The organism is Leptonema illini DSM 21528, assembly GCF_000243335.1.
In the GTDB taxonomy this organism is placed as follows: domain Bacteria; phylum Spirochaetota; class Leptospiria; order Leptospirales; family Leptonemataceae; genus Leptonema; species Leptonema illini.
Genome location: NZ_JH597773.1, coordinates 3515498 through 3539239, shown reverse-complemented (window position 1 = coordinate 3539239; position 23742 = coordinate 3515498). Strand labels below are relative to the sequence as shown.

29 protein-coding genes are annotated in these 23742 nt (G+C 52.7%); 15 read left to right on the top strand and 14 right to left on the bottom strand.

Translation table 11 applies throughout. The features are described from left to right. Positions 1 to 71: 71 nt before the first annotated feature. The 4 genes from LEPIL_RS16285 to LEPIL_RS16265 all read right to left on the bottom strand — a co-directional run bounded on the left by LEPIL_RS16285 (position 72) and on the right by LEPIL_RS16265 (position 2389). Positions 72 to 617: a flagellar export chaperone FlgN gene (locus tag LEPIL_RS16285; protein ID WP_002774088.1), complete on the bottom strand. Its 546-nt coding sequence runs from the start codon at positions 615 to 617 to the stop codon at positions 72 to 74. A gap of 443 nt (positions 618 to 1060) precedes the next feature. Further along, positions 1061 to 1459, bottom strand: a complete 399-nt coding sequence (locus LEPIL_RS16275; RefSeq protein WP_002774086.1) for a DUF4279 domain-containing protein — start codon at positions 1457 to 1459, stop codon at positions 1061 to 1063. A gap of 32 nt (positions 1460 to 1491) precedes the next feature. After that, positions 1492 to 2082 carry a hypothetical protein gene (locus tag LEPIL_RS16270; RefSeq protein WP_002774084.1) on the bottom strand — a complete coding sequence of 197 codons (591 nt, stop codon included), beginning with the start codon at positions 2080 to 2082 and terminating at the stop codon, positions 1492 to 1494. A gap of 10 nt (positions 2083 to 2092) precedes the next feature. Continuing rightward, complete coding sequence (locus LEPIL_RS16265; RefSeq protein ID WP_002774082.1) at positions 2093 to 2389, bottom strand: hypothetical protein; 297 nt, start codon at positions 2387 to 2389, stop codon at positions 2093 to 2095. A gap of 395 nt (positions 2390 to 2784) precedes the next feature. Between LEPIL_RS16265 and LEPIL_RS16260 the strand changes: the two genes are divergently transcribed. Further along, the gene (locus LEPIL_RS16260) at positions 2785 to 3741 is read left to right on the top strand and encodes a DNA-methyltransferase (RefSeq protein WP_002774080.1); all 957 of its coding nucleotides are present in this window, start codon (positions 2785 to 2787) and stop codon (positions 3739 to 3741) included. Then, complete coding sequence (locus tag LEPIL_RS16255; protein WP_002774078.1) at positions 3742 to 4482, top strand: PaeR7I family type II restriction endonuclease; 741 nt, start codon at positions 3742 to 3744, stop codon at positions 4480 to 4482. Position 4483: 1 nt separating this feature from the next. On the opposite strand, the gene LEPIL_RS16250 is transcribed toward LEPIL_RS16255, so the two are convergent. Further along, positions 4484 to 6637: an SLC26A/SulP transporter family protein gene (locus LEPIL_RS16250; protein ID WP_002774076.1), complete on the bottom strand. Its 2154-nt coding sequence runs from the start codon at positions 6635 to 6637 to the stop codon at positions 4484 to 4486. 188 nt (positions 6638 to 6825) lie between these two features. Here LEPIL_RS16250 and LEPIL_RS16245 point away from each other — a divergent pair, with 188 nt between their 5' ends. Further along, positions 6826 to 7413: a Uma2 family endonuclease gene (locus LEPIL_RS16245; protein ID WP_002774074.1), complete on the top strand. Its 588-nt coding sequence runs from the start codon at positions 6826 to 6828 to the stop codon at positions 7411 to 7413. A gap of 79 nt (positions 7414 to 7492) precedes the next feature. On the opposite strand, the gene LEPIL_RS16240 is transcribed toward LEPIL_RS16245, so the two are convergent. Next, the gene (locus tag LEPIL_RS16240; protein ID WP_002774072.1) at positions 7493 to 8086 is read right to left on the bottom strand and encodes a TetR/AcrR family transcriptional regulator; all 594 of its coding nucleotides are present in this window, start codon (positions 8084 to 8086) and stop codon (positions 7493 to 7495) included. A 135-nt stretch (positions 8087 to 8221) separates the two neighbouring features. Here LEPIL_RS16240 and LEPIL_RS16235 point away from each other — a divergent pair, with 135 nt between their 5' ends. Together LEPIL_RS16235 and LEPIL_RS24210 are read left to right on the top strand one after the other, a co-directional pair. Beyond that, positions 8222 to 8614, top strand: coding sequence for a DoxX family protein (locus tag LEPIL_RS16235; RefSeq protein WP_002774071.1), 393 nt, complete (start codon positions 8222 to 8224; stop codon positions 8612 to 8614). Between the two features lie 8 nt (positions 8615 to 8622). Then, the gene (locus LEPIL_RS24210) at positions 8623 to 8991 is read left to right on the top strand and encodes a DUF4287 domain-containing protein (RefSeq protein WP_002774069.1); all 369 of its coding nucleotides are present in this window, start codon (positions 8623 to 8625) and stop codon (positions 8989 to 8991) included. On the opposite strand, the gene LEPIL_RS16230 is transcribed toward LEPIL_RS24210, so the two are convergent. Next, a complete protein-coding gene (locus tag LEPIL_RS16230; RefSeq protein ID WP_002774068.1) occupies positions 8924 to 10333 on the bottom strand; it encodes a cbb3-type cytochrome c oxidase subunit I in 1410 nt (469 codons plus the stop codon). The two genes, LEPIL_RS24210 and LEPIL_RS16230, sit on opposite strands and share 68 nt — an antisense overlap. 154 nt (positions 10334 to 10487) lie before the next feature. Between LEPIL_RS16230 and LEPIL_RS16225 the strand changes: the two genes are divergently transcribed. Continuing rightward, positions 10488 to 11183: a cbb3-type cytochrome c oxidase subunit II gene (locus LEPIL_RS16225; RefSeq protein ID WP_002774066.1), complete on the top strand. Its 696-nt coding sequence runs from the start codon at positions 10488 to 10490 to the stop codon at positions 11181 to 11183. A 66-nt stretch (positions 11184 to 11249) separates the two neighbouring features. On the opposite strand, the gene LEPIL_RS16220 is transcribed toward LEPIL_RS16225, so the two are convergent. Together LEPIL_RS16220 and LEPIL_RS16215 are read right to left on the bottom strand one after the other, a co-directional pair. Continuing rightward, positions 11250 to 11966, bottom strand: coding sequence for a Crp/Fnr family transcriptional regulator (locus LEPIL_RS16220; protein WP_169314827.1), 717 nt, complete (start codon positions 11964 to 11966; stop codon positions 11250 to 11252). 121 nt (positions 11967 to 12087) lie between these two features. Next, on the bottom strand, positions 12088 to 12375 hold the full coding sequence (locus tag LEPIL_RS16215) for a DUF4242 domain-containing protein (protein WP_002774062.1): 288 nt from the start codon (positions 12373 to 12375) through the stop codon (positions 12088 to 12090). A 194-nt stretch (positions 12376 to 12569) separates the two neighbouring features. Here LEPIL_RS16215 and LEPIL_RS16210 point away from each other — a divergent pair, with 194 nt between their 5' ends. From LEPIL_RS16210 to LEPIL_RS16200, 3 genes are all read left to right on the top strand, one after another. After that, entirely contained in the window at positions 12570 to 14018 is a 1449-nt protein-coding gene (locus LEPIL_RS16210) for an amidase family protein (RefSeq protein ID WP_002774060.1), read from the top strand. 163 nt (positions 14019 to 14181) lie between these two features. Continuing rightward, positions 14182 to 14433: a hypothetical protein gene (locus tag LEPIL_RS16205; protein ID WP_143464667.1), complete on the top strand. Its 252-nt coding sequence runs from the start codon at positions 14182 to 14184 to the stop codon at positions 14431 to 14433. A 258-nt stretch (positions 14434 to 14691) separates the two neighbouring features. Beyond that, on the top strand, positions 14692 to 15174 hold the full coding sequence (locus LEPIL_RS16200) for a DUF1564 family protein (RefSeq protein WP_002774058.1): 483 nt from the start codon (positions 14692 to 14694) through the stop codon (positions 15172 to 15174). Between the two features lie 39 nt (positions 15175 to 15213). On the opposite strand, the gene LEPIL_RS22460 is transcribed toward LEPIL_RS16200, so the two are convergent. Further along, positions 15214 to 16623 carry a PAS domain S-box protein gene (locus tag LEPIL_RS22460; RefSeq protein ID WP_002774057.1) on the bottom strand — a complete coding sequence of 470 codons (1410 nt, stop codon included), beginning with the start codon at positions 16621 to 16623 and terminating at the stop codon, positions 15214 to 15216. A gap of 174 nt (positions 16624 to 16797) precedes the next feature. Between LEPIL_RS22460 and LEPIL_RS16190 the strand changes: the two genes are divergently transcribed. Both LEPIL_RS16190 and LEPIL_RS16185 read left to right on the top strand, forming a co-directional pair. Further along, complete coding sequence (locus LEPIL_RS16190) at positions 16798 to 17574, top strand: hypothetical protein (protein WP_002774056.1); 777 nt, start codon at positions 16798 to 16800, stop codon at positions 17572 to 17574. 12 nt (positions 17575 to 17586) lie between these two features. Continuing rightward, on the top strand, positions 17587 to 18183 hold the full coding sequence (locus LEPIL_RS16185) for a hypothetical protein (RefSeq protein ID WP_143464666.1): 597 nt from the start codon (positions 17587 to 17589) through the stop codon (positions 18181 to 18183). Between the two features lie 100 nt (positions 18184 to 18283). Here the strand turns inward: LEPIL_RS16185 and LEPIL_RS16180 are convergent, their stop codons facing one another. Continuing rightward, positions 18284 to 19132 carry an SDR family oxidoreductase gene (locus tag LEPIL_RS16180; RefSeq protein ID WP_002774053.1) on the bottom strand — a complete coding sequence of 283 codons (849 nt, stop codon included), beginning with the start codon at positions 19130 to 19132 and terminating at the stop codon, positions 18284 to 18286. Between the two features lie 115 nt (positions 19133 to 19247). Here LEPIL_RS16180 and LEPIL_RS16175 point away from each other — a divergent pair, with 115 nt between their 5' ends. The 3 genes from LEPIL_RS16175 (at position 19248) to LEPIL_RS16160 (ending at position 21619) form a co-directional block, all read left to right on the top strand. Beyond that, the gene (locus LEPIL_RS16175) at positions 19248 to 19793 is read left to right on the top strand and encodes a TetR/AcrR family transcriptional regulator (RefSeq protein WP_002774052.1); all 546 of its coding nucleotides are present in this window, start codon (positions 19248 to 19250) and stop codon (positions 19791 to 19793) included. 525 nt (positions 19794 to 20318) lie between these two features. Continuing rightward, complete coding sequence (locus LEPIL_RS16165; RefSeq protein ID WP_002774050.1) at positions 20319 to 21209, top strand: toll/interleukin-1 receptor domain-containing protein; 891 nt, start codon at positions 20319 to 20321, stop codon at positions 21207 to 21209. A 101-nt stretch (positions 21210 to 21310) separates the two neighbouring features. Continuing rightward, complete coding sequence (locus LEPIL_RS16160) at positions 21311 to 21619, top strand: HigA family addiction module antitoxin (RefSeq protein WP_002774049.1); 309 nt, start codon at positions 21311 to 21313, stop codon at positions 21617 to 21619. Between the two features lie 6 nt (positions 21620 to 21625). Here the strand turns inward: LEPIL_RS16160 and LEPIL_RS16155 are convergent, their stop codons facing one another. Genes LEPIL_RS16155 through LEPIL_RS23070 form a run of 3 tightly spaced genes read right to left on the bottom strand, consistent with a single transcriptional unit; the run spans position 21626 to position 22584 of the window. Next, the gene (locus LEPIL_RS16155; RefSeq protein WP_002774047.1) at positions 21626 to 22129 is read right to left on the bottom strand and encodes a GNAT family N-acetyltransferase; all 504 of its coding nucleotides are present in this window, start codon (positions 22127 to 22129) and stop codon (positions 21626 to 21628) included. Then, positions 22126 to 22401 carry a type II toxin-antitoxin system TacA family antitoxin gene (locus LEPIL_RS16150; protein ID WP_002774045.1) on the bottom strand — a complete coding sequence of 92 codons (276 nt, stop codon included), beginning with the start codon at positions 22399 to 22401 and terminating at the stop codon, positions 22126 to 22128. Before LEPIL_RS16150 ends, LEPIL_RS16155 begins: the two co-directional genes overlap by 4 nt. 45 nt (positions 22402 to 22446) lie before the next feature. Continuing rightward, on the bottom strand, positions 22447 to 22584 hold the full coding sequence (locus tag LEPIL_RS23070; protein ID WP_211208649.1) for a YoaP domain-containing protein: 138 nt from the start codon (positions 22582 to 22584) through the stop codon (positions 22447 to 22449). Between the two features lie 121 nt (positions 22585 to 22705). On the opposite strand from LEPIL_RS23070, the gene LEPIL_RS16145 reads away from it, so the two are divergent. Next, positions 22706 to 23698 carry a GGDEF domain-containing protein gene (locus LEPIL_RS16145; protein ID WP_002774043.1) on the top strand — a complete coding sequence of 331 codons (993 nt, stop codon included), beginning with the start codon at positions 22706 to 22708 and terminating at the stop codon, positions 23696 to 23698. Positions 23699 to 23742 lie beyond the last annotated feature (44 nt).

Below are 23742 nucleotides of genomic sequence, written 5' to 3'. Positions count from 1 at the left end.
CGCGGCTCTATTGTCCCATCGGTCGATTCCGGGATTATTAGAGAATTTTTTTCGGAGGCGGAGAAAAAACGTCAGGCGTTCGTATTCAAGACGAGCGGACTCGGTCCTCCCGCTGCACGTGGCTTCTGTTTCGCCTGCGGCGTATAGGCCGGCGAAGGCTTGTCCAGATCGTCCATCAGATTCTGAATCACGCGACGCGTACGGCTCAGCAGCTGCTGATTCGCATGCACCTCTTTCTTCAGATTGACGGCCGTGTCGCGAAAGTGCGAAACGGAAAGGATGAGATCGTCGAGAAGCGACGCCCATTCGGCGTTCGAGATGCGAACGTCAGGCGCTTCTTTAAAGGTGCTTAACGCTGTGACGAAGCTCTCGATGCCCGGAGCCGGATCGTTGAAGGCCTGACGATTCTGCGTGATGAAACTCTGGAACAGCTCATGCCGCTCCTCTTCAAGCCTTGCCAGATCGGCCAGCAGCGTATCAGAGCGATCCGAAAGCTCCTTCAGACGCTTGCCGCGCGCCTGCAAGATGGCAGGAGTTTTCTCCCTTTCCAGAGAAAGGGCTTCGGTAAGAACGTCGGCTTCGGAGTCGAAGGCATCCCTGAGCTGCTCGAGGATCATGATAGTGCAAGAATCGGAAGATTGCTGTGTTTGCTACAGGAAAAAAGAAAAAGTTCCGGTAAAGGAAGGGCAGAAAGGGGATGGGACGGCGGGTGCTACGGTGAATGAAGGGGTAATGTGAACGGGTGCGCGGTGAATGAAAGGCCAATATGAACGAGCGCGACATAATATTGTTATGTTCGCCTAACGTGCGAGGCAGCGTGCGGGAGGAGAAGCGAGCGTGGCGGGAATGCGTTCGGGGGAGTGGGAGTACGGAAGGGCAAATGGAAGGGCGGGAGTATTCGAAGGGCTACGGGAAGGCGGGAGTAATTGGAGGCAACCGGGAGTGGATTATGCGACATAAGAAAATTATGTTCGCGGGATGTGCGGAAGCGGCGAGGCGTTAACAGGGAAGGGGCGGGCGGGAAAAGAGCTTGCGACAGAGTGGATGAGTTTGAATGAGCTCAAGCATAGAAATCGAAAACGACATCGATGCCGAGAGCATGCAATGCTGCCACGCTATCTGAGCTCAGAGTGAAGCCACCCTGTCCGTTGTCGGAAAAAAGCCCGCAGAAGATCTCAATGTCGCAATCACGCTTCAGCGTTGTTAGCTCCAATCGTTTCTCGCTTAGAGAACGGATTACCCCAAGAAGCTCCTCCGAAAAATCTGTGTCCCTTATCGAGGTGAATTCGATTAGAACAAGATTTTCCTGCCTTGTTGTACTCGATGGATTTCGCATCGACATCTTCTCTCCGATTCTGTGAACCACGGTAGGCTCGATCTTGAGTAACGTGACGATATCTTCAGGAGAACGCACCTGACTTGCTATCCTGAGAGAGATGCGAATCCGTTCGAAGGCCATCTTGTGGAAACTCCTTCAGGCAGAATCGATGGCTATTCGAATGCTTTCCACAAGATGGACGCAATGATGCTTGCGATTATCCCCAGAAAAAAGCCGATGATTTGCGATTTTATCAATGCGATAAACGACAGATTTCTGATTTTTTGAACTCTTTCCTTGTCCTCATGTTTGAGAATGCCAAAGCCTGTATCGATCGCACCTCGATAGTAAGGCAAGGACATTAGGGGATCGTCACCTACGTATTGCATTTCAACCGTTCTTGCAATTCGACCGAGCTCCTTGAACAATCCATATCCGTTACGAAGATCCTTCTGGGATAAACTGAAACCGAAGGTTCGGCTAGTCTCGTCCAGCAGCAAAGCGTCGAGTTTTGCGTTGATGGTTATCCAGAGGAGCTTGCTGCTATCCAATGTTGCACGCGTGAGATGATTGTAGGCCTTGTCGAGGTTTTCCTGACCCTTTTGGCTCTTGCCATATTCAAGGACACATATCAGGTGTGAGTTAATGTTCTCAAACTGAACGAGTAATTCTTGGGGTTTATCACCGAGAAAGCTGACCAGATCTGAGTATACCGGCAAGAATTTGTCGCGGTAAAGACTTAGGAATTCTTGTCGGGTTGCCACAGGATGATGGTCACAGCTTTAAGGCAGTATCGATCTCTTTCTCAATATCGTCTGAATACCGACGATGGTTGAAAACACTTCCCTCTTGGATAACCAGCTTGTTGCCGTAGGGCTTGCCCTGGACTTTGATTTTGCTGTTTCTTGTCAAGATTTCCCAAGCCTCAATAGTTGAGCTCGGCACTTTATCGGAACCGGTCACTTCACGGAAGATATTGTGACGTAACTCTGCCGGCAGTGGGAGTTCCAAGTTCTCACCTGCGCTCCCCTTTTGGGCGCTTTTTGCCTTACGGATGATTGAATTCGCCATTGCCTTTCTCCAAATGTCTGACGAGTTACGCTGTCTCCACTTAGTTCCTATAAGTTTGTAAGCCAACCAGATCCTTGATAGTTTTCCATCTTGGCAAAGTCTGTGTCATCGGTGGCGTTCACCAATTGGCTGTTTACCAACTATTCGCCTCTTTTCCATGATCCTGCTTTATTTTTTCCGGCAGAAACAACAATCAAGCAAAAAATGATCATAGATTCAAGCCCTTTCCGACCCATTCATGCTTAAAGCGGGGCATAACGCCGCTTTTGAGTCTCAATTTTTTGGAGCATGGCCTCAGTTTTCTTCACTCTTGGGTCGCTGTGAATGACAGTAGATCTCACCCTCCCGCAATATACTTGACAAAAAATAAGTGATCCCATCTTATCAACCTTGCGATGAAAGATCTGGCTGAATTTGTCCCGGCGTCCCTTAAGAAGAGTAAATACAGTCAGGACCTCATTCCCGAAATGGCCAAGAACGACATCCTGATGGCCGACATCGCAAATGCCCTCCAGTCGATTCCGACCACGCACACGCTTTACCGAAAGGACTGCCGGCAGATGGATTTTCTCACGCCGAACAGCGTGCATCTTGCGTTAACCTCGCCTCCTTACTGGAACCTGAAGCCCTATAACGGGGGAAGAGGTCAGCTCGGCATCATCAAGGATTACGAGGCCTTTCTGGACGAGCTTGATAAGGTCTGGCAGCAGATCTATGATGCCCTTGTTCCAGGCGGACGTCTGGTCTGCGTCGTCGGCGACGTATGTCTGTCACGTCGCAATAATAACGGTGAGCATGTCGTTTTTCCGCTGCATTCGTCGATTCAGGAGCGGTGCCGTCGTATCGGATACTCGAATCTGGCGCCGATTATCTGGCATAAGATCGCTAACGCAAAGTATGAAGTTGAGGGGAACTCCCGTTTTCTCGGGAAGCCTTACGAGCCGAATGGCGTCATCAAAAACGACATTGAATATATTCTGATGCTGCGCAAGCCCGGCGGCTACCGTAAGCCGTCGCTCGAAGAAAGGCTACTCAGTATCATCCCCGACAAGTCGCATAAGGAATGGTTCCAGCAGATCTGGAGCGGCATTACCGGAGCTTCGACGAAGAATCATCCGGCTCCTTATCCGGTCGTGCTTGCAGAGAGGCTGATCCGCATGTTCAGCTTCGTCGGGGATACGGTCATCGATCCGTTTCTCGGGTCGGGCACGACAAGCATTGCAGCGGCGAAGAGCGGCCGGAACAGCATCGGCGTGGAGATTGATCCGGAGTACTTCAAGATGGCCGCCGATCGTATACAGAAAGAGACGACTGGCCTGTTTAACCGCACGACGATAAAAAAGATCGCATAGATGAAGGCACGGAATTATAAGAACGAGCTTGCCGAAGCGGTCGCTTATTTCTGGAAGAAACGGACGGTGCAATCAGAAAAGCAGGGCGAGGCGAGCGGAACGAAGGATGCCGGCAATCGCAGTTCCGTAACGGGCGGGGCGCAGCTTGACGGATTTATCGAGCTGTTCGCAAAGATCGCCAGGGATTCAGGTTTAACCGATTCCGAGATACATATGAAAGAAACGACGCTGCCGGGCTACTATCGTCCGACAAAGGAGTGGGATCTCGTGTTGTATGCAGACGGGGATCTGATCGCCTCGGTCGAATTCAAATCGCATATCGGCCCATCGTTCGGAAACAATTTCAATAACAGAGTCGAAGAGGCGCTCGGTAGCGCAACGGATCTGAGAACCGCCTATCGAGAAGGAGCGATGAAGCAGTCCATCAAACCGTGGATGGGCTATTTTATGCTTCTTGAAGATCATCCGAAATCGGCGACGCCGGTCAAGGTCCGTGAGCCTTACTTTCCGGTTTTGCCGGATTTTAAAGAGGCGTCATATCAGCGGCGATACGTAGAGTTTTGCAGGCGTCTTGTGCTCGAAGGCCTGTACGATTCTGCATGTCTGCTTTTTTCGGCCGAGTCGACCGGTCGGAGCGGCGATTTTACCGAGCCGTCAACGGGCCTCGATTTCATTCAATTCAGCGCTTCGTTCATCGGCGCCATCACGGCATTCATTCAGAATCGTGATATGCGACGTTAACCTACTTCCTGTACTGCGAAATAATATTCAGATTGATCCGTATTCTGCGTGAAAGCAGCGCGGCGACGCCCGTCATGACGCGGTAGGCGACATCCGGATGCTCCTGCTTTAGCCGGTTCAGGCGTTCCATCGTCAGCACCCAGCAGCTGAGCGTGCCTGCAGCAAGCACGTCGGCCGAGCGGGGGCGGCCGTCGATCATCGCCATCTCGCCGAAAACGGTGCCCCGACTCAGGCGATAATAGCAATGATACAGGCCATCCGTCGTCGTGTACAGCTCGGCCCGGCCTGCGGCGATCATAAATACGGAGTCGCCGGCCTCTCCTTCGGTTAATACTTTCGTGCCGTCCGCATAGCTCTGAAACGTCAGATACGGCTCAAGCTGCGCGAGCTCGGCGGGCGTGAATTCTGAGAGGATGTCGACCTCTGCAAGCGTGATCGATGTGTCGTGCTCGCTTTCGCCGGCGCTGTCGATCAACAGATCTTCGGCGGCGGCCAGGGCATCGTCAAGGTAATCATACACAAGACCGCTGAGCTGAGACTTCTCGCGAAGCGGAGAGCGCACGGGCGAGACGATGGCAAGACGGGCCCCGGCATCGCGGCAGCGTTCGTATGCCTGATCGACGACGACAAGGCCCGAGATGTCGACGCTTTTCAGATGATGAACGTCAAGGATGATGTGACGAGCGCCTTCTCGTAAGAGGACGTCGGTGCGCAGCAGGAAATCGTCGGCCGTTCCGAAATAGAGGTAGCCTTCCAGTTCGATGATGCGGATGGCGTCGCCTTCTCGGTCGAGGATGTCCGTTTCGCGACGCGGACGCTCCGTATTGGATCGCATGCTGAGGCCCGAGAACTCCCTTCGGATAATCCCGCGGCTCATCGTCGTTACGAAGATGACGACGGAGAGCAGAACTCCGGTAACGACGGCCTCGACCATGCCGACGGCGACCATGACGACCGTGACGAGAAGCGAGATGCCGATGTTCGTCGCAATCTCACGACGATCGCGCTGTTTCATAAGCTCGACGATCTGTAGCAGCAGCCAGCGATCAAAGAGGCCATAGGCGAGAATCAGAAGCACGCCACCCATTACGGAAAGCGGGATGGGCGCAAAAAGCGGTCCGGCCCAGACGAGGACAAGGACGGCGAAAAGTCCGCCCGCAAGGCGAGAGGCTCGCGTGCGTGCGCCGTAATCGTAGGCGGCTTTCGAGCGGCTGGAGGATCCGGCAGCGGGCAGGCCGCCGAATACGGCAGAGAGAAGGTTAGCCGATCCCTGGTTTAGCAGCTCGGCGTTTGGATCGGTTCGCTCGCGACACAAGGTATCAGAGAAGCTCTGCGCAAGAAACGAGCTCAGACTATTAATGAGCGCAATACTGGTCGCAAAAGAGGCGACCGGAAGCGCAAGCGTCTGCCATGTCTGTAGTGAGAGAAGATCCTCTGAGGCAGATGCAAACAGGCGGGGCAGTGGAATGCCCGTTGGAATTCGTCCGACTAACAGTTCGCTAACGGAGATGCTGCCGAGATACGCAGCGGCGTGAAAACCGAGCGATCCGACGATGACGGCAATAAAGGCAGGCGGTACGGCCGAGCGATTCAGACGTCTCGTAAGGGCGTATGCGAGGACGGTTAACGTAGCGGCTGCGACCGATAGCAGCGTCGTCTGCGAAAGCAGAACCGAAGGATCTTTTAACAGAAGGGCCGGCGTCGCATTGAAGATAGGCTTCACCTGCGGCAGAAGGATGAGGATGGCGCTGCCGTTCATCAGGCCAGAGAAAACCGGATACGGAATATACTTGGCAATCGTGCCGAAACGCAGCAGGCCCAGGAGCAGCTGAATCACACCCGATAAAAGCACGACGAGCAGAAGAAGCTGGAAGGCGACGTCGGGCGGATGCGTGAGCGAAAACGTAGTCGCCGCCGAGGCGAGCATCAGCGCCGAGACGGAATAGGGCCCGCTGTTGACGACGGAGCCGCCGCGGCGGCTGGGCGTGGCGAAATTACCGGCGGCAAGCGAAACCAATCCGGCAAATGGGCCGACGGCCGTAAAGGCAGAGCCCAGAGGGGCGAGGGCGACGATCCCCAGGGCGATGCTTTTGGGAATGCCGAGCAGGGTCGCCAGAACGCCGCCCGGTATTTCTCGCAGGGATCGTGAAGCCATCTTCATCCAGCGTAGGCGATTCGTGTCTGCTTGTCAATCGGTAGGCTAACGGAGCGGGAAATTTTAGATGGCGCGGGAGGTTTTCTTCCTGGCTTGGAAAGCTGCCAGTTTTCTTATTCAGACCTACGGGCGCGACATCCCGCATGAATTCCCTTGACGTTACTGTAGCTCTCTCATAAAGTAGAGCGATGTCAGGTGCGGCCAGACAGCGAAGGATGACACCGGAGGGATACCTCGCCGGTGAACGAGACGCGCCGACACGCCATGAGTACGTTCTCGGAGAACTCTATGCGATGGCCGGTGCATCTGACGCTCATGTTACCGTGAGCGGAAACGCCTTTGCTTTATTGAAGGCTCATCTGCGTGGTTCGGATTGTCGTGTTTACATGGCAGATATGAAGGTGCGTTGCAACGAGGGCGAAGCCTTCTTTTATCCGGATGTGATGGTCAGCTGCGATCCGTCGGATCGGCAACGTAGTTATTTTAAAGATCATCCGAAGCTCATCATTGAGGTGCTTTCGCCGGCCACAGAGGCCTTTGACCGAGGTGGAAAATTCGCCCATTATCGAGAGATCGGTAGTCTGACGGAGTATGCGCTGATTGATTCGCGAGAGCATCGAGTCGATATATTTCGTCGTGAGCCCGACGGCCGCTGGGAATTTGTGGCTTTCACCGGCGAAGATGCAAACGTGCAATTCAGGAGCATCGACCTCACTGTACCGATGCGCGCTCTTTACGAAGATGTGGATTTTTCGATGATTGAAGCGGAAGCGTGACTCCCTCTAAAAGAGTCGAAGTTGATTTGCTCGACCTCTGCGGTTCGCGAATCGGTTCTGCGATCCAACCCGCTCCCCGTCAAACGCACTGATTCAATAGATGCTCTTTAAACGAGTGGAACAGAGACGAGTAGACCTTTCGATCGTTCATTACCTTGCCCATGGCGAACGTCGCCTCCTGAAACGTAACAATGAACTCGGCTAACGCCGCAGTATCCGTTTCTGGCTTCAGGATTCCCTTCTCGCGAGCAATCTCAAGGTAGTGCCTGGTCTTATGGATCCAGTCGGCAAGCAGCCGTGCCGCCTTTGCCTGAAACTTCTCGTCGATGGCCGACATCTCCTGACCGAGGTTATTCAAAGGGCATCCTCGTGATACGAACTCATCGGGCCACTCGTCGAATGTCTTTTTGTAGATTTCGATCATGCCCTGAATGGGATTCTCGAAGTCTTTTAGAGGAGCGATCCAGCGTTCGTGAATTCCGGCTGCGAGGTATTCGTCGATGATGGCATAGCCGACGTCGTTTTTCGTCTTGAAATGATAGAAGAATGCCCCGATCGTCAGATCGGCCTTCTGAGCGATTTCACGGACTCCGACCCCCTGAAAGCCGTGCTCGTAGATTTGCCAGAAGGCAGCCTCGATAATCCTCTGCCTCGTTTCTTCCTGCTTGCCCATCGTCTTTTTCCATTATACGAGCATCTGACCATTTGTCCTGATTTTTCCAGGTTTCAGGGGCTTGACAACATATCAAGTGATATGTTTTTTAGAGACATCATTTCTGGAGGGGCCTGAAGAGGGCCGACGAGACTTATGGAAAAACAGAACGATTCACGTGCCCGAATTTGGACAGGGCGAGTTCTTAGCGGGCTGGTTGTTGCCTTCCTGCTTTTTGACGCAGCCGGGAAGCTTGCCCGGGTCGAGCCGGTCCTGAAAAGCGCCCAGGAGCTGGGTTTTTTTGAGGCTACAATCCTGCACATCGGACTGATTCTTTTATTGTGCACCATCCTGTATGCCGTGCCGGCCACATCTCGCATCGGCGCCGTTTTGCTGACGGGCTATCTCGGCGGAGCGGTCGTAACGCATCTGCGTGTCGACAATCCGCTCTTTACGCATACGGTCTTCCCCGTCTATGTCGGAGTACTTGCCTGGGCCGGTCTCGCTCTTCGTGATTCGCGCATCCTGCGCTTCTTCTGGTCGCGATAGGAGGCTCTATGTCATTTCAGGCGTACATCGACAATATCAAAACAAAGACAGGCAAAACACCTGAAGATTTTCGAAAGCTGGCCAGACAGAAAGGATTACTTAAGCCCGGATTGAAGGCAGGTGACCTCGTGAAGTGGCTGAAAGAGGACTTTGACTTAGGCCACGGTCATAGCATGGCCATCTGGGCTGCTTTTAAGAATGAAGGCTGGGTCGAAGATGCAAAGAAAGGCGTTTCAAAAAAGATATACAGCTCGGATGGTCCGATTCCATCCTGCTGTAGAACAGGATGGAGGCACTTTTCGGTTAACGCTAATCCCGTTCCCCGCCGAAAACCGTCCTCATCAGGTTATATAGAAGCAGCGCATAGCCCGTCATAAAGATCGCTCCCGCTATGCTGCGAACCTGCCTGAAGATGGCTAACAACTCTGCGAGATGTCCCCAGTTCAAAGGGATCAGCTGTTTCGTTTCTCTGTCGTATGAGAGCGTGCTCCAGATCGTCCCTTCACCGATGCCGGAGAGCCAGATTGCAGCAGCATACAGAAAGGCGGCCAGAAAGGTCATCCATGCGTGCGTGTCGGCCAGCTCCATAGAATACAAAGGCTTCTTCACCAGACGCGGCACGATATAGTACAGCATGGCAAAGCTGATTCCGCTGACCCAGCCAAGCCCGCCGGCATGCACATGCGCGATCATCCAGTCGGTGTAGTGCAGGCGTGCGTTGATGCTCTTTATCGCGAGCAGGCTTCCTTCCATCGTCGTTACAAGATAGAACGACATGGCTATGACGATAAATTTCACGATTGGATCATAGACGACGCGACGCTTCGCATGTGTGAGTGTCAGGAAGCCGTTGAAGATGCCAAGCCAGGACGGAAGGATGAGCATCACGCTGAAGGCCATGCCGAGCATCTGCACCCATTCCGGCAACGGAGAATAGAGCAGATGATGCGGGCCGGCCCATACGTAGAAGAAGATCAGCGACCAGAAATGAATGATGGAAAAGCGATGGGAATAAACCGGACTCTGTATCTGCTTTGGCAGATAATAATACAGAAGTCCAAGAAACGGAGTCGTCAGAATAAAAGCCACTCCGTTATGGCCATACCACCACTGGATGTTGGCGTCCGTACTGCCGGCATAGAGAGAATAGGATTTCCAGAGCGTTACGGGAACGGCGAGATTGTTTATGGCAAACATAATGGGAACGGTTACGACGAATCCCAGATAGAACCAGATAGATACGTAAAAATGCTTCTCTTTTCTGATGGCGATCGTTCCGAAGAAATTCACGGCAAAGACGATCCACATGACGATAAAGGCGATATCGAACGGCCATTCCATCTCAGCATATTCTTTTCCCTGATTGATACCGAGCGCAAAGCTTACCGTTCCGGCAAGCACGACGGCGTTATACATAATGACATGAATCAGTCCAAGCTTTCGCGAGTACATCGAAGTGCGAAGTAAGGCCGGCATTGAATGATAGATACCGGCAAAGATGATGGAAACGGCAAAACCGAGGAGAACTACGTGCGTGTGAATCGTGCGGAACCGTCCGAACGATAAATACTCACCGGCAAGCTCGACGCCGGGGATGAGAAGTTTCATCGCAACGGAGAGTCCGCTGAATCCGGACAGGCCGCCCCAGAAGATTGCGCTGAAAAGAAATCCGATTAACGGCAGGTTCGGATGCTGTCTGAGCCTGGCAAATGCTTGCATGATGTACCTCATGACAGGCATCGTGCCATAGATCTTCGGACGAAACCGTGATTCCGGTCACATAGATAAAACAAAAAGAAGTCTTTCGTTCGTGACCGTTGTCACTTACAATGAGCAGCTTTCAGAGTAGAGATGGTGCCTGAGGTAAGATCCTGTGGAACAGCTACTGAAGAAGCATCAGCGTCTTGAGATAAACGGCCTGCTTTTGACGATAGGAGTGACCGTTGCCATTGCCATAGGCGGCATGATTGAAATCATTCCGCCTCTTTTTATACGATCCAGCGTTCCCGCTGAGCCCGGCGTGAAGCCTTATTCGGCGCTCGAGCTGGCCGGTCGCGATATCTATATACGAGAAGGATGCAGCGGATGTCATTCGCAGATGATCCGACCGTTTCACTGGGAGGCCGTTCGCTTTGGACGGGACGATAATGACGAGAACGTGTACTCAACGGCCGGCGAGTACGTTTATGATCGTCCGTTCCTGTGGGGCTCAAAGCGAACGGGCCCTGATCTATGGCGCGAATCGGACTTGCGAAACGCGGAATGGCATTACAGGCATTTCAAGGATCCGACGATGCAGGGAGAGATGGCGTATTCCACACATCCCGCCTATCCCTGGCTTTATGAGAAACGAATCGATGTTGAGGAGATCGTTCGCAGCATGGAGGTTCTTGACCTGTTTGGAACGTATGCCGGGCAGAATGCCGTTTACATCAGCAGAGCGCGAGCGGAACTTGAGGGAAAGCGCGAGATCGACGGTATGGTTGCGTACATGATGAAGCTTGGACGAGATCGTCGCGAGAGCATCGACGGATTAAGAAAGGAGAAGAAGCTGACTGTGCAGGAATAGGTTTCGAGCTAACCGGTAAACTCAAACCATCCAGATAACCGCAAATGAAGTGACGCTCCGCCGGGATCAATCCGGCAGTTCGCCGTTGATATATTGCTCGAGAGTTTTCGTCGAAATCAGCGTTGTATAACCCCGTTCTACACGGATAGCGCCGAGTTTTTCCAGTTGTTTAAGGTTTCGCGTAACGACTTCGCGAGCCGTGCCCAGATGCGAGGCCATCTGGTCGTGGCTCATCGCAAGATGGCCGGGCGGTTTACTCTTTTTCAGAATAAGGTTAGCGAGACGATGTCCGACGGGAAGCGTTGAGATTTCTTCTATTGTCGACATGAGATCAAAGATGCGTGACGACAGAACGTCCACCGTGAACTGTTGAATCCCACGTTCGGATTCGTGGAGCTTTCGGAAGACATCTCCGCGAATCACAGAGATACGTGATCGCGGGCGGTCATTCTCCACCCAGGCCGGGTACAGAATATTTGAGAAAACGCAGTTCATTGCAAGGATACAGGACTGTCCGGGCTCGATCCAGTAAAGAGTGCTTTCTTTTCCGCGTGGACTGATACTGTAAACGCGAAGCGCTCCCTCTTCGACAAGATAAACGCCACCCACTGCGTCTCCGCGATGGATAAGCGTTTGTTTGCCGCTTGCCTGTACGGTTTCAAGAGACTCCCCGATCAGGGCAAGTCCGTCGTTTGAAACTGAGCGCAAAAAGGGGAAGTATTCGACAAGTCCGGCAATGCGACTGTTTATAACGTCGTTCGTAGCATCCTGATGCCTTTTCATAATCCGTTCTGCGCCGGAATGCGTTTTTGTGGCAACGGAAAAAGCCCGCTTGTTTTCAAGCGGGCCGTGAATCGGACGCAATATCATTTACGAGAATCCTCCGTATATGAGAGCTTCCATCTCATAGATTCAGGAGAAGGTCGTTCGGCGAGACTCCCGTAACCTCCGTAATGGAGTCATAGGGAAGTCCGACTCGATCATGGGCTCGCTTTACGTCATCAGTAGATTTTGCCAGGTTCAGGCAGAAGGCCCGTCCTTCGCCAAGACCGAGAAACGTCCGCACGATAACGACACCCTCTTCGGCGAAGATCTTGCGGTAATTCGCATAGAACTCGCTTAACTGCTCGGGCGAGATCTGCGCGGGAAAGGTTTCCTTGTTCTTATCATGTGTGTCGATAAAAAGCTTCATACAAAACTCCTTGATGTGATAAGAAGGAGCATACAGAAATCCGGAAAGAGGGTATGTAACATTGATCACAAAAACTGACTTTTCCCAAAGAAACGGCAAAATCTTAACCGCGGTTAAGGCGTTCTTCGCGCTCTTTCTGTTATAGATGGTCTCATAAGACTTCTGATGGAGTCTTGATACTGAGGAGGAGCAGGATGAACGAAATCTGGAAGTATGACGGAGTCGGGCAGGCCGATCTGCTAAAGAGGGGCGAGTTATCGCCGCGAGAGCTACTTGAGGCGACTATTCGGCGCATCGAACGCATCGAGCCACAGATCCATGCTCTCACGGCAACTCGCTTTGAGCAGGCGTTGCAATCCGTTGATGATCAGGTTCCTGAAGGCCGACTCGGAGGAGTGCCCTTTCTTGTTAAAGATCTGATCTCGTATCCGGGCATGCCGCTGACATTCGGATCGCGCCTTTTCAGGATGAATCAGACCGACGAGGTTTCTCCGTTTACGGCGCGGATTCAGGAAGCGAACCTGCGCATGCTTGGCAAGACGACGACGTCGGAGTTCGGACTGCTGGGCAGCACCGAATCGCTGCTATCGGGCGTTAGTCGAAACCCCTGGAACGCCGCTCGTTCGGCGACGGGATCGTCGGGCGGATCGGCAGCCGCCGTTGCAGCGGGTATGGTGCCTCTTGCTCATGCAAACGACGGCGGCGGTTCCATTCGCATCCCGGCCTCGGCCTGCGGCCTGTTCGGATTCAAGCCGTCTAACGGGCGCATCGTTCCCACATCCTTTTATACGAACGACTTCTCGGATCTTGTCGTCGATCACGTCGTGACGCGCTCCGTGCGTGATAGCGCCGCCTTTCTCGATCTTTTTGAGAAGAAGGAAAAGGGTTATCCTCCAGTCGGCTTCATCGAGAGCCCGGTTCAGTCTTCATCCGATCATTCGGTCACGCATTTGGGCAATCCGAAAGTCCGCCCGCTTCGGATCGGATACTATAGTCGTACGCTTCTCGGCGCCGACGTCCCGGCGGAAATCGAAGACATTCTCCTGAAAACAGTGAGACTCTGCGAAGAGCTCGGTCATGATGTGCGACCCATTGCACCGCCTGCCGTGGATGGTCGAGGACTCTCCGACGCTTTTTTTACGGCTGCAGGCGCAGCCATGGACGGAGTCGCCCGATTCATGGAAGGCATCGTCGGACCCATCGGCGTCGAGTCGATGCTTGAGCCGTTCACACTGTCGCTGATCGAATGGTATCGATCGTTATCCATCGAGGCCCGGAGCCTTCCTGCAGAGCTGTTTCAGAGGACGTCCCTTCTCATGCAACGGTATGCTCCGGAATGTGATATCTTCCTGAGTCCGGTCACAGGCATTCCAACGCCCGAGATCGGCTTTCTGGCTCCGACTCTCGGACGGGAGGAACTCATCCGACGTACAGAAGTGTTTGCCGGATTCACACCCGTGCACAACATTGCAGGCATGCCGGCCATGTCTGTGCCTCTGTTCCAGTTGCCCGACGGCATGCCCTGCGGATCTCACTTCGCCGCCCGCCGAGGTGAAGAAGCCCTGCTGCTCGGGTTAGCCTATCAGCTGGAACAGGCAGCTCCCTGGCACGGCAGGCTTATCGCCAATATGGAGAGGATGTGAAGAAGCCTGAGATATACCGAAAATTCATCGATTGCATGGTCGCAGTCTGCAATGAAGTCGAGCCGTTTGTTGGAGGCTATGAAGGCAGCCCCTTTCATGATTTTGTTGGTAGAGTGGACCCTGAAGTATCGTGGTCATGGCCGGAATGGACCGAAGAGAGCACATGAAGATCTCCTTCTTGCAGGGCGTGACCATGGCGCATCCCGAGGATTCTATTTTACTTATTTCTCATTTTGACAGCGATGGGGCGATGCTGCTTCATCAAACAATTGAATGCCTTTTCGTCGAGAGAGAGATTGTGGTAACAGGAAAGATATTGTTTGAGAATGGTGATGGTTTGAGTCTGACATTCGCCCTATCAGATCTGGATCAGATCTGGATCAGATCTGGATCAGGGATGCATCAAGAGGGATAGCCATTTTCTTTGCTCACTCAGGGCTGAATCATGGAAGGAGGCGCAGGAAGGAATCCGAACGCTTGATTTTCAATCGCGAGGTTTTCAATATTTATATGATGTGAATTGCCCGATCGACATTGTGATTTCGCCCAGCGGGGCTTTTTAGCGGCGCATGATTGAGAACGAACAGGGGCGTAATGGCGTGGTGGCTGCCGTTTTCTTCTTTTCTGGAAAAAAATTTCTATCAAATCGATCTTTCTTCGACCCTCCGTTCGTATGAACGAGCAGACTTGCATTGATGGGGAGCCCTACTACCGGACCCGCTCCACCTTGCTGATTCCGAAATCGTATTTTAAGCGGTTTTTCTGGCGCAGCCCCTACCTAAAGATAGGGCATCATGCGCTTTCTTCGTATCTGGCCGGGCTTATGAATGATCCTATGCTGGATTTCAAGCTGGGCTTCCTTGAGAGGACCGGCAAATGGAAAAAGCAGTATCAGGAAGAAGGGCAGGAGCTGTGCCGGGTGAATTTTTATCCGGATGACCGCGACTGGGGAAGGTTGTCGGCGATTGCGAATGCTACAGGATATTCTCGTTGTTATATATTCGTCTATCTGATGCTGATCGCAATGGGGGTGATCTCGCTGGAAGATGGAGGAACTTCACCATCTTGGGTGAAGGGCCACTGGAATCCTGAGGTTTTTTGCACTATTTGTGTCGATGCAGCCACCAGAAAACTCACGAGAATCCTGCAAACATAGCCAACCTCCCCTATCACTGCTGAACCAGACCGCAATATATCATCCCGTCGGCAGAAGCACCTCGACCTCCGTGCCGCGATCATCGTCCGTTTCAAAGCGGATGGTCCCGCCGTGACTCCGCGCAATCAGCATGGCGCTGTAGGTCCCGAGGCCGGTCCCGCCGGTTTTACCATATGTCACATACTTGTTAAAGAATACGGGTCGGATGGATTCGGGGATGGCACCCTTGTTATGGATGCAGATCCGCAACGTCTCGTCTCTTCGTTGAGGTGGGATGACACGCACGGTGATCTTCTCGCCTTCCGGAGAGGCCTCGACGGCGTTGCGTATGAGATTGCTGAGCATGGAGTAGAGCAGCAACTCTTCACCATAAAAGATGAGCGCCTGATTCGTTTCATTTTCGATCCGGAGATCGATGTTCCGGGCCACCGTCTCTGCATGCAGATCGCTCACAATCTGATCAAGAAGCGAGAGAAGGTTAACCTCAGAGACGTCAAGCGTGTACTCGCCCTGTTCCATCAGATACACTCCTCGCGAGAGGTTGAGCAGATCGAAGATCTTGCGACACGATTCTTCAATCATGCCAAATTTTCTGCGAGCGTCTTCGGGAATGCCTGCCTGCGTTTTAGAGAATCGAGCAAGGCTCATGATGCCCGACAGAGGCGACTTGATATCGTGACGCGTAATCTGTTCGATATCTTCTTTCAGACGTTCGGCGCGTTTCTTGTCGGTGATATCCATAGCGAACGTCACCTTTTTATAGGAACCGTCGCTGCCGACGATGCGCACGGCGTCGGCGAGGATGGTCAGAATCGAGCCGTCTTTGCGTTGCACATCCCACTCGCCGCGAATCTCCGCGCCCTCTTCTATAAAACGATCATGCAGATCCGCAAGCTGCGCCTTATGGGATTCAGGAACGACGATGGTGAAGTGACGGCCGATCAGCTCCTGGGGCGTGTAGCCGTACAATCGACAGTAGGCCTGGTTAACGGTTTCGAAGTATCCCTTTGAATCGGTAATACACATACCAAGCGGAGTGGACTGAAAGATCGCTTCCAGGCGATCCTCGCTCTGGCGCAGACCGGCGAGCGTCGTAAACTGATCGGTGCGGTCTTCGACTATGCCGATGTACAGCTGGCTGGATTGAAGAGGCGCATCCGAAAATCGGATGTGCAGATGCCGTGCCTTGCCGTCTGCATTCACGGAAAGAACATCATGACTTTGCGCAAGGATGTCCCTGAAGGTGTCGCGTTGTGTGTCGCTCGTCCCGAGCTGCATGAGATCGAAAATGGTCAAATCCTCTGCGGCGGGAGGGGCGACCATAGAACGAAATCGTTCGTTTGCGAAAAGGATGCGTCCCAGTTCGTCCATCAGAAAAGCGGCGACAGGAAGCAGTCGTATTACCTCGTCAAGATCGTCGCTGAGAGAAGAAAACTTTTGTTGAGCCATCGTGGATTCCCGTGCAGAATGTCCTATGAATACACGACGGAGTCCGGACAGGCAAGAGGAAAATCTGGCAGAGATACTGGCCGGAGTAGCTCGGGCGACAACGCGTGGAAAAGGGAAACAAAAAGATTTCGGCCTGCGATCCAGACGAAGGGTAGTGGCTGATAGTGGGGGCATATGAAACAATTACTGTTCATGGTTATAATGCTCTTCGGAGCGCCCCTTCTGGCAGTACCGCGGCTGGCCATCGTTTATGGCGAGGGCGTTCCCTGTCGCGCACAGCCTCGCATAGACGCAGCCACAAATTTGGATCTTCGCTTCGGCGAAATCTACAGCATCACGGGCAGCCATTCCCTGAAGCGAAGCGGGTCCGCAGTCTGGTTTTCCCTTTCGGCTGGTTGCTGGGTGCAGCGATCAGATCTTCTTCTGGAGGATCGGATAGACCGGAAGTTGGTTCCGCATCTTATTGAATGCAACATTTTCTCTGAATGGGACGATGGCCCTATCCCCCTGATGGGCGCTCGGCATTTTGTGGAATGGCGTCATCACCTACCATTTCTGCCCCGGTTGCGGTTAGACGGCCAGAACTATGACGAACTTCAATTAGTTACGGTCGGTGATGTCGTTGTCGATGCAAGGCGGATGACCTTTGTACCGAAACGAGCAGCTGCTTATACTATGAATGGCAAATTTATAGGCTTCTTGAACCTTCGTGAGCATGCTTCGTACTTTGAAAGTTATCGCCTGAATACTTACAGGGATTCGCTCGGCCGGTTTTGGTCGCATACGTTTGAAGATCGAACAAAGCTGATCAAACTATGCGAGTCATTCGAGGACGAAGCTGTACCCCTTGAAGAACGCTTGAAGCCAGAGAATCAGGTCTTCTATCGCTGGTTCAGTGAAGAGCCTCTCGATAATAGCATCCCGTATAAGCCGCTTTCTCGTGAAAAATAAATGAGTAAAACTGTGAACCGTATCCGCGAAATGAAAACGAATCCCAAGCATCACACAGCATGGTCCATTGTCATGCTTCTTCTCTTTGCGTCTTGTGTTCACGGGCAAGTTGAGCCCGCTGTTCTGGAGCGCTACTTCGAGGGCTGGTCGTGCGCTCCCTATGCAGCGGCAAGCGAGGCGCATATCCCAGCTCACTGTGATGATAGGGACCGATTGTCGGAGTATCTTTATTTGATAGAGTACGGCGCTTCATCTCAGCGAGCCATAGACCACGGTGATTTGGCGGAGATGGCTGCAAGCTGTGAGTTGTCGGTCCGAAAACGTGTGCAAGAAGAAAAGTTTGTTGCCGCTTTACTGTACTCTATTCAGAATATGCAGGAGGAAAGTCCGTCAGGCTTTGTAAACCCGGAAGAAAAACGCTGGATGGATCGGGTCACTCCGGTAACCCGAGGATGGCAGCGTGGTGTCACAGCATGTTGTGCTGCCGATAACGATTCATCTGATTGCATCTCTCGAACCGCGGCCACTGCCACCGCCGAGACCTGCGTCTGCCAGATCTTCATGAAGGTGCCCGGCGGGCGTGCAACGCTGATTAGGCTCACGAACTAAGATGCAGGATCACACAGCATAGACCAGAGTATCTGCATCGATACAGCACAAGCCCTGGCCAGTATAGCGCGACCAGGGCATCTACTATCTTGCAAAGCTCTTACAGCGCAGCCTTAATCGACTCGGCGATCGGAGTCGTCGCACGACCGATCAGCTTGCTCAGCGTTTTGCTGTCTTCAAAGAGCGCTCCCTTCGAGGCGCCGGTGTCGCAGTCGGCGAGCACGCTCGCGAAGCCTTCGGGCAGTCCGACGCTGACCAGAACTTTCGCGTAGTCGGCCTCGGGCATATCACTGTAAACGATGGTCTTGCCCGTCTGCTTCGCGATCTCGGCGGCATAATCGGCAAGCGTATAGGCGACGTCGCCGGCCAGCTCGTAGATCTTGCCGGCCTGGTTATCCAGCGTTAGAACCTTCGCCGCGGCCGCTGCGTAGTCGGCCCGGGCGGCTAACGAAAACTTACCGTCTTTCGCCGATCCGAGAACGGCGCCATGCTGAAGGACTGGAGCGATATTGGCCGTGTAGTTCTCGGTGTACCATCCGTTGCGAAGAAAAACGTAAGGCAGTCCCGACGCCTTGATCATGGCCTCGGTCTCTTTATGCTCCTGCGCGAGAATCATCGGAGTCGTGTCGGCATGCAATATGCTCGTGTAGGCGATGAGCTCCACTCCGACCTTTTTTGCCGCATCAATTACGTTTTTATGTTCGGCGGCCCGCGATCCGACTGCGTTAGACGAGATCAGAAGCAGTTTCTTCACGCCGGCAAGGGCGGCCTGAATCGTCTCTGGCTTTGTGTAGTCGAGTTCGCGCACCTGCACGCCTGTGCCCGCAAGATCCTTCGCCTTTTCGGGAGAACGGACTCCGGCAACGATCTCTGCGGCCGGCACCGATTTTAAGAGCTCCTGGACGACAAGCCGTCCGAGCTGGCCCGATGCTGCTGTTACTACTATCATTATGAAATCCTCTCTGGTGGTGTGATAAGTGACTTGACCAATCGGTCAAATTCAGTATAGTGTAATCTGACCGATCGGTCAAGTGGGCGCGGATTTTTTTCGGAGGATGAGAAAAATGAGGCACGATACAAGGGCACGACTGATCGACATCACCTTCGACGAGATCTTCACGCATGGCTATCAGGGAGCGTCGCTGTCGGCCATCCTCGGCAAGGCCGGCATCAACAAAGGCTCGATGTATCATTTCTTTCAGAGTAAGAAAGAGATGGCGATGGCAATGATGGAAGAGAGACTGCAGATCCTCGTTCCGGATGTGGAGCCTCCCTATCTTGATAACCTTTTCGCAAGCCTTCGCGAAATGGGACGACTGGATCTCAGCCGCGGATGCCCCGTCGCCAATCTCATTCAGGAGATGAGCAACGTCGACGAGGACTTCCATCGCATCCTGCATCGCATCTATGGCGATGCAAGGGCGCGTTTCAAGTCCGTCTTTGACGCAGCCATCGCCGCCGCCGAGATGCCTCCGACCGATACAGAGAAGCTGGCCACGGTCGCCTTCATGCTGCTTGAAGGCGGCATACTCGGCGCGAAGATCGGCCGCACTTCGGATAACTATGCCCTTGCCATCGATGCGATGGAGCGGCTGGTGAGAGGGGGATGAGTATCCTTGGTCAATATTTTGTTATTGACAAGTGCGTAGATAAGTGTGTACAAGGGACGAGCGCTGGAGAGCGGTCGAGAAGAGTGTAGAAGGATGGAAAGCAGTACAATCTTTGCCAGTGCAGGCCTATGTCTTGATATCGTGGGTGTGTCCATACTTTGGTGGAAAGAGGTGCCGTGGCGCCCGTCAGGTCAAACCTGGGACGAGGGCGACATTCAGAAAGCCGAAGAGGGAGCAGAGAGCAAGCGGCACATATGGACAAAAAGCGGGCTCGTTGCATTGATAGCTGGTTTTGCTCTGCAGTTGATTTCGGTCTGGATCAAATAGCCGATACTCGCATCCAGTAGCCACTGCGTTATTCCATGCCGATAACTACCGATTTGCCACCTAGGACTCGGCTCGAGAGGACGAGGCACATGGGTCGTAGATAACGTCTGGAGTTTATGGATTCCATGGACCGGACCGTCCGGACTCGGGTACACCTTGCAGGCGACGGTAACAATATCAGCGGAGTGGAGTTAACAAATGTCGGTATTTATTAGTTACTCGAGAACTGATAGCGCGTTTGTCGATAAGCTCGCAGTAGAGCTTGTCAAAGAGCGCATGAATGTTTGGCTCGATCGCTGGGAACTGAAAGTCGGTGATTCGCTCTTGGACCGAATTCAGCAGGCTATTCAAAATGCTGATTACTTGTGTATCGTACTTTCGAAAGCAGCAGTCGAATCAGAGTGGTGCAGAAAGGAGTTGAATGCAGGTTTAATGCGCGAGCTTGAAGAGCGTCATATCATACTCCTCCCAATTTTGATTGATGATTGTAAAATTCCTCTCTTTCTAAGAGAGAAACTCTATGCTGACTTCCGTAGATCTTTCGATGATGGCTTTCAACAGCTAAGCGAATCATTAGCGCAAGCTGCGAATTCATCTCAGGGCAGAATAGCTGACTTGCGTCATTATACTGATTGGGGCTTGGATTGGGGAAAGGATTACGATGATCTCTTCTTTATGCGAATCATTGCGGTTCATTCCTATCAGGATTTTCCTTACACGATACTTGCAGAAATCTTGATACTGTGCGACAGGGCCACGACGGACCGACAGGACCACTGGGAGAGTAATGGTTTTGGCTGGTTTGGACGTGAGACCTTGCTTACCTTCCTATGGGAGGCGACAGAACTTCGAAATGTACGGATGGTGATTGATGACAGCTTTCCCAAGGAAACCACTTCCACGGTTTTCGATCCAAAAAGGGGGCAATCCATCATTTTTAAGCTATCTGTTCGCAAGCTCGGTCTGGACATCGGTAAGGTTACCCTATATGATTTTGACCAGCTAATAAATCAGATCAAAAAGGATCGAGAGAGGCGGGTTCCGCAGATTTCTGCTCAAGATCAAGCCGCAATTGCTCGGTTGCTTTAGTAGATTTCGGCGCTGGCTCAATAGCGATACAGTCTACCGTAGTTGATAGGGCAAGGTCTGCATGACGTAGAGATCACAGACTATCACTGAATGAGGCGAATATGAAGCGACTGAAGAATATACATCCCGGCGAAATCCTTAAAGAAGAGTTTCTGGTTCCGATGGAGATATCGGTCTACCGTCTCTCTCAAGAGACAGGCCTATCGCAGACTCGCCTCGGGCAGATCGTTAGAGGCGAACGCGGCATTTCTGCTGAAACAGCGCTGAAGCTCGGCAAGTTCTTCGAGATTCCCGCGGCCTTCTGGCTCAATCTACAAAATCTGTATGACCTGGAGGAAGCGGAACGGCTGCATGAGAAAGATATAAAAAGCATCCAAACTGCGAAGGCACTGGGTTTGATATCGGCCTGAGTCGCCTCAGGATTCAAACGCTTTCACAATGCTTCCCATTGGCAGGAATAGCGAGGCGGGCCGATCGACGAAATGCTTGAAGCCGAAGTGTTCATAGAATCCTTCTGCTACCGCATCCTTCGCATCGACAATCACCGCAAAGAGACCGACCTGATGGAACAGATTGACGGAGCGTTGCAAAGCGTCTACGAGAAGCATCTCGCCGAGTTTCTGGCCGCGGTAGCGATGATCGACGGCAAGTCTTCCAATTCGCATTGCAGGTAAAGGATAGCGAGGAACACGCTTTTTAACCAAGTCGGGCAAGGATGCGAATGAGACTTCGGCCATGCTCACAACGTAGTATCCGATGGCTCTGTTGTTGGAGTCTGTCAGTACGTAGGTCCTGCCGATGCCTCTGTCCTGATTCTGTCGGGCATATTTCTTGAGATACTCGGTCAGCGCATCGACTCCGGCGTCGAACTGTTGCAGGTCGATCGCTCTGGAAAACGGGACAATCCGAAATTCACTCACCGGTCGTGAAACCTTTTTACCGCTTTCTTTAGTCTGGCGCTGGGTTTTGGGGCCGTATCCAGAGCTTTGAGAAACAGATCGCGATCACGATCAGAAAGCCGGATGATTTCGGCTTCCTGGATCTCCTGTCGCGCCGATTTGAGCGCTTTTGCAAGCATGTAGGAACTTAAACTCATGCCGCTCAGACTCGCCGCCTCTTCTATGAGGGCCTTCTGGCGCTGGTTGACTCTGAGCTCGATTCGGTCCTGCTTGGTGGTTTCTCGAAGGGCCATGATGCAATGATGGCATACGTCCGGACTTTGTCCACACGAAAAAGTTCACCCTCCCACAATCCTGTCGAACCGGCTATCCATGCAGACGCTGAGATCGGTCGTTACGAAGCGTCCGTCATGAAAGAGCGAAAAGATCGTCGCCGGCGTCGGGGCGGCCTGCGCCTGGCCAGACTGTTGTTTCATCCCCCAGAGTGCCGTTGACTCTCAGGAATACGGCTCTTTGGCAATTCTCGAACTATGACTCGGTAGAATTTCGAAATAGGTTTCATGAATTGACGCACATATCTCCTCTGATTATTGATATATGATGAGTATTCTCCCCGAAAAGATGCTTCGAATCATTCAGATTCAAACCGAGGTTGTGAGGCTCGGGCTGGACCTTGGCGCCGTCATGGCTCTCGTTGTGATGCGCATGCAGACTCTGATGAAGGCCGACGGAGCGGTGATTGAATTGGCTGAAGGCGATGATATGGTTTACAGGGCTGCATCAGGCATTGCAGAGGGACAGCTGGGTCTGCGTGTTCCGGTACATGGCAGTCTTTCAGGTCTTTGCGTTACCGTAGGAGAGGCTTTGCTTTGCAAGGACTCTGAGTCAGATTCACGAGTCGACAGGGAGGCATGCCGCAAGGTTGGTCTTCGATCCATGATCGTTATGCCGCTCAAGGATGGCGATATCGTCGTCGGCGTCATTAAGGTGCTTTCGGCGCAGCCTCATGCTTTCGACGAAGCCGATATGGAAGTGCTCAATCTGATCTCTGATCTGATCGCATCTTCCATGTATAACGCCGCTCGCTTTGAATCTGACGAGATGTTCCGTCGCGCCACATACGATCACCTGACCGATGTGGCGAACAGAGCGTTGTTTTATGATCGGATGCGCCAGCGCCTCGCTCAGGCCGTTCGCCAAAAAGAGAGATTCGCCGTTCTTATGATTGATATGGACGGATTGAAATCGATCAACGATACGCTGAGCCACAGGGCGGGTGATGCGGCGATCAGAGAGTTTGCCCTGCGTCTCAAGGCCGCTGTGGGAGATACCGATACGGTCGCGAGGTTGGGCGGCGATGAGTTTGGGATTATTTTCTACAAAGTGGAGCGTGATATGGATATTCTGGGGCTTCTGGAGCGCATCGACGAGCGGGTTGCCAGACCGTTCTCTTTTGAAAATATGACCGTCACACTGAGTGGAAGCACAGGCTATGCCTCTTTTCCGGAAGATGCCGAAGGCCTCGAATCCCTCATTGAAATTGCCGACAGACGCATGTATTCACAGAAGCGCGCGAAGAAAACGGGGTGATCCGCGCCGCGCAAGCGAAATCCGGCAATTGTTCAGAAAGGCGA

What these genes read in the sequence shown, in the direction of transcription:
- LEPIL_RS16250 (WP_002774076.1), bottom strand. Translation starts at nt 6,637, where the DNA reads ATGGCTTCACGATCCCTGCGAGAAATACCGGGCGGCGTTCTGGCGACC.
- LEPIL_RS16285 (WP_002774088.1), bottom strand. Translation starts at nt 617, where the DNA reads ATGATCCTCGAGCAGCTCAGGGATGCCTTCGACTCCGAAGCCGACGTT.
- LEPIL_RS24210 (WP_002774069.1), top strand. Translation starts at nt 8,623, where the DNA reads ATGTCATTTCAGGCGTACATCGACAATATCAAAACAAAGACAGGCAAA.
- LEPIL_RS16255 (WP_002774078.1), top strand. Translation starts at nt 3,742, where the DNA reads ATGAAGGCACGGAATTATAAGAACGAGCTTGCCGAAGCGGTCGCTTAT.
- LEPIL_RS16265 (WP_002774082.1), bottom strand. Translation starts at nt 2,389, where the DNA reads ATGGCGAATTCAATCATCCGTAAGGCAAAAAGCGCCCAAAAGGGGAGC.
- LEPIL_RS16245 (WP_002774074.1), top strand. Translation starts at nt 6,826, where the DNA reads ATGTCAGGTGCGGCCAGACAGCGAAGGATGACACCGGAGGGATACCTC.
- LEPIL_RS16165 (WP_002774050.1), top strand. Translation starts at nt 20,319, where the DNA reads ATGTCGGTATTTATTAGTTACTCGAGAACTGATAGCGCGTTTGTCGAT.
- LEPIL_RS16275 (WP_002774086.1), bottom strand. Translation starts at nt 1,459, where the DNA reads ATGGCCTTCGAACGGATTCGCATCTCTCTCAGGATAGCAAGTCAGGTG.
- LEPIL_RS16205 (WP_143464667.1), top strand. Translation starts at nt 14,182, where the DNA reads ATGAAGATCTCCTTCTTGCAGGGCGTGACCATGGCGCATCCCGAGGAT.
- LEPIL_RS16230 (WP_002774068.1), bottom strand. Translation starts at nt 10,333, where the DNA reads ATGCAAGCATTTGCCAGGCTCAGACAGCATCCGAACCTGCCGTTAATC.
- LEPIL_RS16200 (WP_002774058.1), top strand. Translation starts at nt 14,692, where the DNA reads ATGAACGAGCAGACTTGCATTGATGGGGAGCCCTACTACCGGACCCGC.
- LEPIL_RS16145 (WP_002774043.1), top strand. Translation starts at nt 22,706, where the DNA reads ATGATGAGTATTCTCCCCGAAAAGATGCTTCGAATCATTCAGATTCAA.
- LEPIL_RS16190 (WP_002774056.1), top strand. Translation starts at nt 16,798, where the DNA reads ATGAAACAATTACTGTTCATGGTTATAATGCTCTTCGGAGCGCCCCTT.
- LEPIL_RS16150 (WP_002774045.1), bottom strand. Translation starts at nt 22,401, where the DNA reads ATGGCCCTTCGAGAAACCACCAAGCAGGACCGAATCGAGCTCAGAGTC.
- LEPIL_RS22460 (WP_002774057.1), bottom strand. Translation starts at nt 16,623, where the DNA reads ATGGCTCAACAAAAGTTTTCTTCTCTCAGCGACGATCTTGACGAGGTA.
- LEPIL_RS16235 (WP_002774071.1), top strand. Translation starts at nt 8,222, where the DNA reads ATGGAAAAACAGAACGATTCACGTGCCCGAATTTGGACAGGGCGAGTT.
- LEPIL_RS16220 (WP_169314827.1), bottom strand. Translation starts at nt 11,966, where the DNA reads ATGAAAAGGCATCAGGATGCTACGAACGACGTTATAAACAGTCGCATT.
- LEPIL_RS16175 (WP_002774052.1), top strand. Translation starts at nt 19,248, where the DNA reads ATGAGGCACGATACAAGGGCACGACTGATCGACATCACCTTCGACGAG.
- LEPIL_RS16215 (WP_002774062.1), bottom strand. Translation starts at nt 12,375, where the DNA reads ATGAAGCTTTTTATCGACACACATGATAAGAACAAGGAAACCTTTCCC.
- LEPIL_RS16260 (WP_002774080.1), top strand. Translation starts at nt 2,785, where the DNA reads ATGAAAGATCTGGCTGAATTTGTCCCGGCGTCCCTTAAGAAGAGTAAA.
- LEPIL_RS16240 (WP_002774072.1), bottom strand. Translation starts at nt 8,086, where the DNA reads ATGGGCAAGCAGGAAGAAACGAGGCAGAGGATTATCGAGGCTGCCTTC.
- LEPIL_RS16210 (WP_002774060.1), top strand. Translation starts at nt 12,570, where the DNA reads ATGAACGAAATCTGGAAGTATGACGGAGTCGGGCAGGCCGATCTGCTA.
- LEPIL_RS16160 (WP_002774049.1), top strand. Translation starts at nt 21,311, where the DNA reads ATGAAGCGACTGAAGAATATACATCCCGGCGAAATCCTTAAAGAAGAG.
- LEPIL_RS23070 (WP_211208649.1), bottom strand. Translation starts at nt 22,584, where the DNA reads ATGAAACAACAGTCTGGCCAGGCGCAGGCCGCCCCGACGCCGGCGACG.
- LEPIL_RS16180 (WP_002774053.1), bottom strand. Translation starts at nt 19,132, where the DNA reads ATGATAGTAGTAACAGCAGCATCGGGCCAGCTCGGACGGCTTGTCGTC.